General features: G+C 32.0%; 9 protein-coding genes. 6 read left to right on the forward strand and 3 right to left on the reverse strand.

Annotated elements, in window-relative coordinates; translation table 11 throughout:
- The first annotated feature begins 3 nt into the window (after positions 1-3).
- Complete coding sequence (locus tag SOR60_RS06645) at positions 4-684, forward strand: transaldolase family protein (RefSeq protein ID WP_154540947.1); 681 nt, start codon at positions 4-6, stop codon at positions 682-684.
- A gap of 800 nt (positions 685-1,484) precedes the next feature.
- Here SOR60_RS06645 and yfcE read toward each other — a convergent pair.
- The 3 genes from yfcE to SOR60_RS06660 all read right to left on the reverse strand — a co-directional run bounded on the left by yfcE (position 1,485) and on the right by SOR60_RS06660 (position 4,304).
- A complete protein-coding gene (yfcE, locus tag SOR60_RS06650) occupies positions 1,485-1,991 on the reverse strand; it encodes a phosphodiesterase (RefSeq protein WP_154540949.1) in 507 nt (168 codons plus the stop codon).
- 94 nt (positions 1,992-2,085) lie between these two features.
- Positions 2,086-3,567 (reverse strand): NAD(P)/FAD-dependent oxidoreductase, encoded by a 1,482-nt coding sequence (locus tag SOR60_RS06655; RefSeq protein ID WP_154540951.1) that lies wholly within the window; start codon positions 3,565-3,567, stop codon positions 2,086-2,088.
- A gap of 20 nt (positions 3,568-3,587) precedes the next feature.
- On the reverse strand, positions 3,588-4,304 hold the full coding sequence (locus tag SOR60_RS06660; RefSeq protein WP_154540953.1) for an MIP/aquaporin family protein: 717 nt from the start codon (positions 4,302-4,304) through the stop codon (positions 3,588-3,590).
- Between the two features lie 199 nt (positions 4,305-4,503).
- On the opposite strand from SOR60_RS06660, the gene SOR60_RS06665 reads away from it, so the two are divergent.
- From SOR60_RS06665 to SOR60_RS06685, 5 genes are all read left to right on the forward strand, one after another.
- On the forward strand, positions 4,504-5,529 hold the full coding sequence (locus SOR60_RS06665) for a M42 family metallopeptidase (RefSeq protein WP_154540955.1): 1,026 nt from the start codon (positions 4,504-4,506) through the stop codon (positions 5,527-5,529).
- A 99-nt stretch (positions 5,530-5,628) separates the two neighbouring features.
- Positions 5,629-6,696, forward strand: coding sequence for a BMP family lipoprotein (locus tag SOR60_RS06670; protein WP_176270017.1), 1,068 nt, complete (start codon positions 5,629-5,631; stop codon positions 6,694-6,696).
- Between the two features lie 210 nt (positions 6,697-6,906).
- Positions 6,907-8,433 carry an ABC transporter ATP-binding protein gene (locus tag SOR60_RS06675; RefSeq protein WP_320595520.1) on the forward strand — a complete coding sequence of 509 codons (1,527 nt, stop codon included), beginning with the start codon at positions 6,907-6,909 and terminating at the stop codon, positions 8,431-8,433.
- Positions 8,426-9,529, forward strand: coding sequence for an ABC transporter permease (locus SOR60_RS06680; protein WP_320595521.1), 1,104 nt, complete (start codon positions 8,426-8,428; stop codon positions 9,527-9,529). Before SOR60_RS06675 ends, SOR60_RS06680 begins: the two co-directional genes overlap by 8 nt.
- Positions 9,529-10,467 carry an ABC transporter permease gene (locus SOR60_RS06685; protein ID WP_320595522.1) on the forward strand — a complete coding sequence of 313 codons (939 nt, stop codon included), beginning with the start codon at positions 9,529-9,531 and terminating at the stop codon, positions 10,465-10,467. Before SOR60_RS06680 ends, SOR60_RS06685 begins: the two co-directional genes overlap by 1 nt.
- Positions 10,468-10,657: the final 190 nt, after the last annotated feature.

Raw genomic sequence — 10,657 nt, forward strand, 5'->3', positions numbered from 1 at the left:
GTTATGAAACTAATAATTGATGATGGAAATATCGAAAATATAAAAGAAATCTATGAATACTTCGAAGTAGATGGGGTTACAACAAACCCCTCTATCCTTGCAAAGCAAGGCAAAAATCCCAAAAACGTCTTAAAAGAGATAAGAGAATTTATAAAAGATGATGAGCTTCATATACAAGTCTTATCAAATAAGGCAAGTGATATTGAAAAAGAAGCTAGAATTATTGTGAAAGAATTTGGAGAGAATACCTTCATTAAGATTCCTTCAAACAAGGAAGGTTTTAAGGCTATGAGAAATCTTGTAAAAGAGGGGATAAATGTGACAGCAACAGCAATCTATTCACCAATGCAAGCCTTCCTTGCAATGAAAGCTGGAGCAAAATACGTAGCCCCTTATGTAAATAGGATAGATAATCTTGGCTATGATGGACTTTACACAGTAAAAAAAATCCAAAATATAATAGATACAAATGGATTTGATACAGAGATTTTAGCAGCAAGCTTTAAAAACTCAAACCAAGCCCTATCCCTTATAGAATACGGCATAGGAGCCCTAACTTGCTCAGCAGATGTAATAAGAAAATTTGTAGACGATAGAAATGTTGACAAGGCAGTTGATGACTTTGCTAAAGACTTTGAAAAATTGGATAATATAAAAAAAACCATGATAGATTACCTATCATAAAAGAAAAAGAACTGTAAGTTAAAACTTGCAGTTCTTTTTCTTTTATCTTACTAAGATACCACTTACTTAATTTTGGTAATTTGACTTAGTATCAAGTAAGTTTAAGATTCTTACTATAATTAAATATTCTATCTAACGTAGGAGACTCTATACATAAGGCCTTCATCAATTCAATCCCCAATTTTGATAGAGGTTTTATTTCACTTCATTCGATGTAAATTTTGAATTTAAGTTAATTTTAGGGATTGACTATACTTTGACATTAAGTGAATAAAACATTTATTACTTCGACTGTAAGGAGAAGTCTCAGTGAAATGAATAATGTTGCTATGACAATCTTAAAACCTATATCTAATAGTTATTACATAAAAGTTTTTACTTTTCATCGATGTAATCAAAAATTTGTATACGATAGAAACGTTGATATAGTTGTGGATATCTTTTTTAAGAATTTAAAAAATTGGTGATAGCAAAAGTACTGTAGTCCAGATAAAGTATAAAAATTGTGACTATAAACTTTATATGATATTATATAGTAAACAAAGTATTGAACTAAAAAGTAGAAATAATATGAAAAATTTAAATTTGAAATTTTTACAAATATCACTAGTAATGATTGTCATTTCTTATATTATATGTTCTGCATTAGATTTTGTTTTTTTGAATTTAGAATATTTAGATATTGGTGGATGATTTTAATAGCTATTTTTGAAATTGTAGCAATAAAAAGGGAAAAAGCTAAACTACTAAGTAAATAATACATTATTATAAGTAATTTAACTTTATTTTTTTATCCTTAATTATAGCTCTATAAACTCCCACTTCCCATCTTGGTATACTGCACAAGAGTTTGTTCCGTCTTTTGGAAGGGTGGTGGATCCTGGATTTATTACATTGATTCCATCAATATTATCCATTACTTTTATGTGACTATGCCCAAAAAGTAGGGTATCAGCTCCAAACTCTTTGGCTCTTTTCACTCTTTCATCAAGGCTTTCTTCATAGCCGTGAACTGCGTAAATTTTTACTTCACCAAAGTCTAGAAATCTTTCTTTTGTGTATATATCAGCTTCTGTAACCATACAGTCTACATCACTATCACAATTTCCCCTAATATAAATTATATCCAATCTCTTTAAAAACTCTGCCAATTCCTTTGGCTTATAAGTTTCATGGACAGGGTTTCTTGGGCCATGATATAGTACATCGCCTAAGTGTATTATCTTATCGCATTTTCCTAATTTTTCTAAGGCCTTTTTAGTATAAAAAAGTGACCCATGTGTATCAGAAATTACTCCTATTTTCATAAATCTCCTTTCAAATCTTGTATCACATTAAATTTACTTACAAATTTATTATATCAAAAAAGCCCTCGCAAAATTATTTGCGAAAGCTTTATCCTTAATCTTCTTTTTTCTCGGATTTTTTTATAAATTCATTTATATCCTTTTTGTTGACTCTTGTGATACCAGAGTGTTCAGTATCAAATTTGTTTGAATTGATTTTTTCACCTGACTCATCTTCCATAACTTCAATTACTCTATTTCTACAAAAACTTCCTTGGCAAAATCCCATTCCACACCTAGTACGTCTTTTTATTGCATCAAAGCTAAGGGTTGGTATGCCTCGATTCATTGCATCTCTTATGGTAGATTCTTTTACTTGCTCGCATCTACATACAAGTCTTTCGTCTTCTCCTAGTGGAAGGTCAATCTTTTCTTTTACCTTGTTAAAGTCTTCTAATTCTTTGTATTCTATTATTGGTTTTCTATAAGGATTGTAGTCTGGATCATCTTCAAGTTCAAGTCCCAAGTCTTTTAATATTTCTTCAACTATTTTTGCAATCTCAGGAGATGAGGTTATTCCTGGAGATTGGATTCCTACTACATTTATAAAGCCATCAGTTTCAGTATTTTCTATTATAAAATCCCCTGTTGATGATGCAGGGCGAAGTCCTGTGAAGGATCTTATAAATTCTTTTAAATCAATTACATCTTTCTTTACAGATTTTTGACTTAGTTTATAGATTTCTACAAGTCTTTCTATATGAGTTCCAAGGTCAATTTCTTCCTCATCTATAGCATCAGGACCTAGTAAAAGATTATTGTGATAGGTTCTTGTTACTAGGATTCCCTTAGATTTTGGAGATGGAGTTTGAAATAGGACCTGTTTAATCCTATCTCCAGTCCCTTTTTGCATAATAAGGTATTCACCACTTCTAGGGTGGATATCAAAATCAGTTTTCGTTATCATAGAGGATACTTTAGCTCCATTAAGACCTGATGCATTTATTACGAAATGTCCCTTATAAGACTTACCATCTTTTGTTTTAAGCTTGAAAGTGTTGTTTTCTTTTTTGATATCAACTACTTCACTTTGAAGTTTAAGCTCTGTTTTATTTTCTATGGCATTTTCCATTAAGGCTATAACATACTCATAAGGAGAACAAACTCCAGCGCCCTTACAATATAGGGCAGATATGGCTTCATCTGATACATTTGGTTCAAGTTCTCGAAGTTTTTCTTTACCTATTATCTCCAAATCATCTAGTCCATTACGAATACCCATTTTATAGAGTTTTTCTAAGATTTTTTCACCTTCTTGATTAAAGGCTAAGACTAAGGATCCATTTTCCAAAAATCCAAAGTTTAGCTCTTTGTTTAATTCTTTAAACTGAACTCTTCCAGGATAGCATATCCTGCCCCTAAGTTCATCATGACTTTCTGCATAACCCCCATGAACTATAGCAGAGTTTGCTTTACTTGCTCCCATAGATACATCTATTTCTTTTTCAAGTACAAGAATTTTAAGTTTGTATCTTGATAGGCGTCTTGCTATAGATGCTCCACTTACACCAGCACCTATTATTATCAAATCATACATTTTATCTTTCTTTCTAACTATTAAAATATGAAGTTATATACTATTACTGCTATTATTGCTCCAATTATTGGTCCAACTACAGGTATCCAAGCATATCCCCAATTAGGGTCGGTTTTGTTTTTAAAAGGTAGGACTGCAAAAGCAATTCTAGGTCCTAAATCTCTTGCAGGATTTATTGCATAACCTGTAAGACCACCCAAACTCATACCTATAGAAACTATAAGACCATATACAAAAATTTTATCTACTCCTGCCATACCTGCACCATCAACATTGCCAAACCCTATTATAGCAAAAACTAAAACAAAGGTTCCAATAATTTCAGATAGTAAGTTTCTAAATGTGTTTGGAATAGATGGAGCTGTACAAAATGTTCCCCTAACTAATTCAGGATTGTCACTTGTTGCATCATAGTGGTCTTTATATAAAATATAGACCAATACTGCTCCACAAAATGCACCAGGAATTTGTCCTAATATGTAAAAAGGAACACTTGCCCATTCAATACTACCATTTAAGGCAAGTGCTATGGTTAAGGCTGGATTAAAGTGGGCTCCTGTAAGTGAACCAAATATACATGCTGGAATCATAACAGCAAGACCCCAAGCTATGGTTATTTGAATTGAACCTCCACCTTTTTGTCCACTTTTATTTAAGGAAACATTTGCAACAACTCCAGAACCTAAAAGTATCAATATCATGGTTCCGAAAAATTCACCTAATACTATATCTCTCATATACTCCTCCTTCTAAAGTATTATCCAAATATAAAAAAGCAACAAAAATAGATTCTGTTGCTCTTGCTCTTTGTATATTCGGATGTGAAAATGTTTACATTTATATTATAGCATAAATAAAAAGCTTGTTCAAATTTTTTGATAAATTTACATAAGCATATTTTTAGCCTATAATGATAACAGAAAAAAAGGAGATAATATGGAAAAAGATACAATAATTAACTATATAAAAGACTTATGTACAATACCTTCACCTACAGGTTTTACTAAAAAATGTGAAAAATATTTGATAGATGAATTTGAAAAATTAGGCTATAGACCTTATCAAAATAACAAGGGAAATGTCATAGTTCCTATAAGTGAAAAATCTAGTAATAATGATGGTTTGATTTTATCAGCTCACATAGATACCTTAGGTCTTATGGTAAGAAGTATAAAAGAAAATGGATGTTTACAGGTTACAACTTTGGGTGGTTTTCCCTTAAATTATGCAGAATTTGAAAATGTTAAAGTTTTTACGAGAGAAGGTAAGGAGTATAGTGGAGTTTTCAGACTAAATGAGGCAAGTGTTCATGGATCAGATTTCCCAAGGACTTCAAAAAGGGAATTTGAAGATATGGAAGTTGTTTTAGATGAACTTGTTAAAGATGATAAAGATGTTGAAAAATTAGGAATATTTGCAGGTGACTTTATAGCTCTTGATCCAAGATTTAAATATTCAAATGGTTTTATTAAATCCCGTCACCTAGATGACAAGGCCTCAAGTGGAGTTCTTTTAGCTCTTGCTAAGGAAATCAAGGAAAAAAACATAGAATTTAATAGAAATATCTATATGATGTTTACAGTATTCGAAGAGGTTGGTCATGGGGCTAGTGCAGGCCACCCAAAGGGCGTTAGAGATATGATAGCTGTTGATATGGGAGTTGTATATAAGGATTTAAAGACAAAAGACTTTTTAGTTTCAATTTGTGCTAAGGACTCATCTGGTCCATATAATTATGATTTAACTAATGATTTGATAAGGATTGCAAAGGATATAGATATAGACTTTGCTATTGATGTTTATCCATTTTATGGTTCAGATGCATCGGCTGCTGTAAGCACTTATGATTATAGACATGCCTTAGTTGGAGCAGGTATTTCTGCCTCTCATGGCTATGAAAGAGTCCATGAGAAAGCCCTCCTATCCTTATTTGATTTATTAAAAACTTATATCACAAAATAAGTATACATTAATTTGTTAGTTTGATTTTTATGTGGACAGAAAAAACAATATCATATAAAATATAGGTGAGAAAAGCATATTAAATTTAAAGGGGGAGATATGAAAAGTAAATTTAAAACAGCCGCTGCAATTCTTGCACTTTCACTAGGTCTTGTTGCATGTGGTAAGAAAGATGATTCTAGCAATAAAGAATCTAATAATGCTAGTAATAGCTCAAAAGCTGAAGTATCAGCAACTATGGTAACAGACCAAGGTGGTATAAATGATAAGTCATTTAACCAATCATCTTATGAGGGACTTAAAGCCTACCAAGACGAAGGTAAGATTAAGTTTGATTATATAGAATCTCACAAGGATTCAGATTATCAACCAAACCTTGAATCAGCTCTTGATAGTAAATCTGATATTATCTTCACAGTTGGGTATGCTCTTTTTGATGCAACAAGCAAAGCTGCTGAAGAAAATCCAGAACAAAATTATGCAATAATTGATAATGAAAATTCAAAAAATCAAAAAAACTTACTTGGAATTACTTTTGCAGATCATGAAAATTCATTTTTGGTAGGTTATATAGCTGGCATGAAGACAGAGTCTAATAATGTTGGATTCGTTGGTGGTATGGAATCAGCTGTAATTGATAGATTCCAATATGGATTTATGGCAGGTGTTAAGCAAGCTGCAAGAGAAAAGGGAAAAGATATTGAAGTTCAAGTTCAATATGCAAACTCATATTCTGACCAAGCTAAGGGTAAAAATATTGCAAACCAAATGTATCAAAATGGTGCAGATGTAATCTTCCAAGCAGCTGGTGGTACAGGTATTGGTGTATTTGAAGCAGCAAAAGAAAACAATAAATACATTATAGGTGTTGATCGTGACCAAAAAGAAGAAGCTCCAGATAATATACTAGCATCAACTATAAAGGGTGTAGGCAAGGCGGTTCAATTAACAATTGACGACTACAAAGAAGGAAAGTTTAAGGGAGGAGAAACTGTATCTTACTCACTTAAAGATGGCGATGCTTTAGGTATTGCTTATGGGGATAATGACCTAGTTTCTAAAGAAGTAAAAGATAAGGTAGAAGATTTAAGAAATCAAATAGTTGATGGAAAAATTAAAGTTCCACAAAATGAAGAAGAATTTACTTCAATGGGTTATGATAAATAGGTAATTATATCAAAAAAAGAGTAGGAGAATTTAATATTCTCAAAGATTCGATAAAGTTAAGTTAAACTAAGCTTTACTAAGTTCATAAGTTTATAAATATATGACTTATTTCAAAAAGAGCTTTTCGATATCATTTAAAAATTGAGGGTAGTATTTAAGCTACTCTTTTTTTATAAATATTTAGAATATCTAAATTAGTAGTGAGGTATTATGGATAAGTATTTAGAAGAAAAACCACTAATCAGTTTGAAAAATATCCACAAAAGCTTTGGAGACAAAGAAGTCTTAAAGGGAGTAGACTTTGACCTTCACAAGTGCGAAGTCCATGCTTTATTGGGAGAAAATGGAGCGGGCAAGACTACCCTAATGAACATATTGTATGGGATGTTTGCTCAAACTGATGGAGAGATTTATATTAAAGGTGAAAAAATCATAAATAATTCACCGAAAAAGGCAATAAATCTTGGTATAGGAATGGTTCACCAACATTTTATGCTAATAGAAACCTTTAGCGTATGTGAAAATATAATATTAGGCTATGAGGGAAAAAACGCCCTTATAGATAGGAGAAAAGCAGAAGAAGATATCAAAAAACTCTCAGAAGATTATGGTCTTTATATAGATCCAAAGGCTTTAATTTCTGATATATCTGTAGGAAGCCAACAAAGAGTTGAAATCTTAAAGGCCTTATATCATGGGGCTGATATACTAATCTTTGATGAACCTACAGCAGTTTTAACCCCTCAAGAGATAAATGAATTTATAGAAATTGTTAACAGACTCACAGGTCTTGGAAAATCAATTATAATTATCACCCATAAACTTAGGGAAATTAAGGCTATGGCTGATACATGTACAATTATAAGAAGAGGAGAATTTGTAGACAAAGTAAAGGTAAGTGAAGTAGATGAAAATATTTTAGCTGAAAAGATGGTAGGTCGTGATGTAAGCTTTAATGTAAAAAAAGAATATATTAAACTAGGCAAGGAAATTCTTACTATAAAAGATCTTTGGGTTAAGGATAATAGGGGAGTTGATAAGGTAAAAGGACTCAATCTTTCTTTAAAACAAGGAGAAATCTTAGGTATAGCAGGTGTTGATGGTAATGGTCAAACGGAGCTTATAGATGCTCTAACTGGTATGAGAGAGATTCAAAAGGGGGAAATCATCCTAAAAGGAATTAATATAGCTGGAAAAAATCCAAGAGAAATTCTTGAGCTTGGAATGAATCAAATTCCAGAAGATAGGCAAAAAAGAGGTCTTATCTTAGAGTACTCTATTAAGGATAATTTAATTTTAGAAAAAGTAGATAGTACAGAATTTTCTAAAAATGGTATCTTAAATTTTGAAAAAATAGATGAAAATGCCAAAGGTTTAATAGAAAAATTTGATGTAAGACCAAGAGATATAGATGAGAAAGTAGGAGCCTTATCTGGTGGAAACCAGCAAAAGGTAATTATAGCTAGGGAGATTTCAAATAATCCAGACCTTCTCATAGCAGCCCAACCAACTAGGGGACTTGATGTAGGTGCTATAGAATTTATCCATCAATATTTGGTAGAATTAAGAAATAAAGGTAAGGCAGTCCTACTTGTAAGTTTTCAATTAGATGAAGTTATGGATCTATCTGATAGGATAGGGGTTATCTATGATGGTCAAATAGTAGGAAGTCTAGATCCAAAAGAAACTGATGAATTTGAAATAGGAAGACTAATGGCAGGAGGAAACAATGACTAAGAAGAAAATTGACAATAAAAATAGAAAGCTCTTTGCCAATTCCAAAATAGGCTTTACCTTAGTTTCTATAATCCTAGGTCTTTTGGTAGGAGCTATAGTACTAGCTTTTGCAGGATATAATCCGATTGACGCTTATATAAATCTTATCCAAGGTGTTTTTAAATCACCTAGAAATATTGGCTGGGCTATTGTAAATTCAACGCCTATAATTCTTACAGGTCTAGGAGTATGCTTTGCATTCCAAACAGGTTTATTTAACATGGGAGCAGAGGGACAATTTATAATAGGATCAACTATAGGATTTTTATTTGGATACCTTTTAAATCTACCACCTATAATTCATGTAATTCTTACTATAATAGTTGCAATCTTAGCAGGGCTTATATATGGTGGGCTTGCAGGATTTATTAAGGCCAAATTTGGAATTCATGAGGTTATATCAACAATAATGCTTAATTGGATTGCTTTTTATTTTCAAAATTTTATAGTCTATCGCTATCAAAAGCCAAACTCCATGTCCACTTTTGATATAAATGATTCAGCAAAGGTAACTCTTGTCCATGGAGCGGCTAAGAAGTTTGATGGATTTTTTGGACAATTTTTCAAAGCTCCAATTCATTTGGGTATTATTCTAGCTATTATTTGTGTAGTACTTGTTTGGTTTGTTCTTAATAAAACAAGCCTTGGTTATAAGCTTAAAGCTGTAGGTTTAAATAGGGAAGCAAGTATTTATGGAGGTATAAATGCCAATAACAAAATTATCCAATCTATGGCAATTTCAGGAGCTCTTTGTTCTCTTGCAGGGGTAACTCAAGTTATGGGCTATACTTATTCGCTCCCACTTTTATCTGCCATGGAAAATTTCGGGTTTGATGGGCTTGCAGTAAGTTTACTTGCATCCAATAACCCTATAGGATGTATATTCTCAGGACTTTTCCTAGGTTCACTTAAATATGCAGGAAGCAATCTTCAAAGGGCAATGGGAGTGCCAAGTGAGCTTATATCAATAATTATAGGAACTATAATCTTATTTACAGCTATTCCTTTAATCTTTAAGATTATAAAGGCAAAATTAAGAAAGAGAGGCAATAAATAATGCTTAATTTGACAGTATTAGGACTTATAATAGGAAATACACTTTCAAATGCTACACCAGTATTATTTACAGGTCTCGGTGGCATGATTTCAGAAAAATCAGGTGTAGTAAATATTGGACTTGAAGGAATGATGACAATTGGTGCTTTAATAGGTGCAACGGTAGGCTATTACACCAAAAACCCTTGGATAGGATTTTTAGCTGGAGGTCTTGCAGGTATGTTTTTTGGTCTAATTCATGCCATAGTTTCAGTAACATTTGCAGGAGACCAAACCATATCAGGTATTGCAATAAACACTTTAGCACCTGGTCTTGCCCTTTTTCTATCAAGGATATTTTTTGATGGAGCAACTCAAACCCCATCCATAGCTCTTGAAGATAAGATTCCAAGACTATTTGACGGACTTATTACAAACCAAGCTTTAAAAAATATCTTTTCCCAATATGCTACAGTTTATATAGTATTAGTCTTTGTAATATTAATATATATATTTTTAAACAAGACAAAATGGGGACTTAGGTTAGTGGCAGTAGGAGAGCATCCAAAGGCTGCAGAAACCTTAGATATATCTGTAGGAAGAATAAGGTATCTTGCAGTGATGTTTTCAGGTTTTATGGCAGGTTTAGGTGGAGCAAGCATGTCACTTGCGGTAGTAAGTGTATTCTCGCCAACCCTTATAGCAGGACAAGGATACATAGCCCTTGTTTGCGTAATATTTGGTAACTGGAGACCACAAGGGGTATTAGTAGGAAGTTTATTTTTCGGACTAACCCAAGCTATAGCAACTTATCTAACAGGAACAGCTATAACAATACCTATGGAATTTATCTCAATGATTCCATATATATCAATACTAGTCTTCTTAATGATATTTAACAAAAAATCCCACGCACCAAGTGCAAGTGGTAAGCCATATCTTACAGAAGATATACAATAAAGAAAAACGACGAGAATTTGTTGACTTTATTAAAATGATTGTAAGTCAACAAGTTCTCGTCGTTTTTATTAGGTTTATGATAATAAAACCAAATTAAAAGTGTATAATAAGAAAAATAAAAAGATAATATATTAAAAAAAAAAAAAAAAAAATTATTATATTTATTTATATCTATATTATTGTATAATAT

The sequence above is a fragment of the Anaerococcus porci genome (assembly GCF_034090325.1).
Classification (GTDB): Bacteria; Bacillota; Clostridia; order Tissierellales; family Peptoniphilaceae; genus Anaerococcus; species Anaerococcus porci.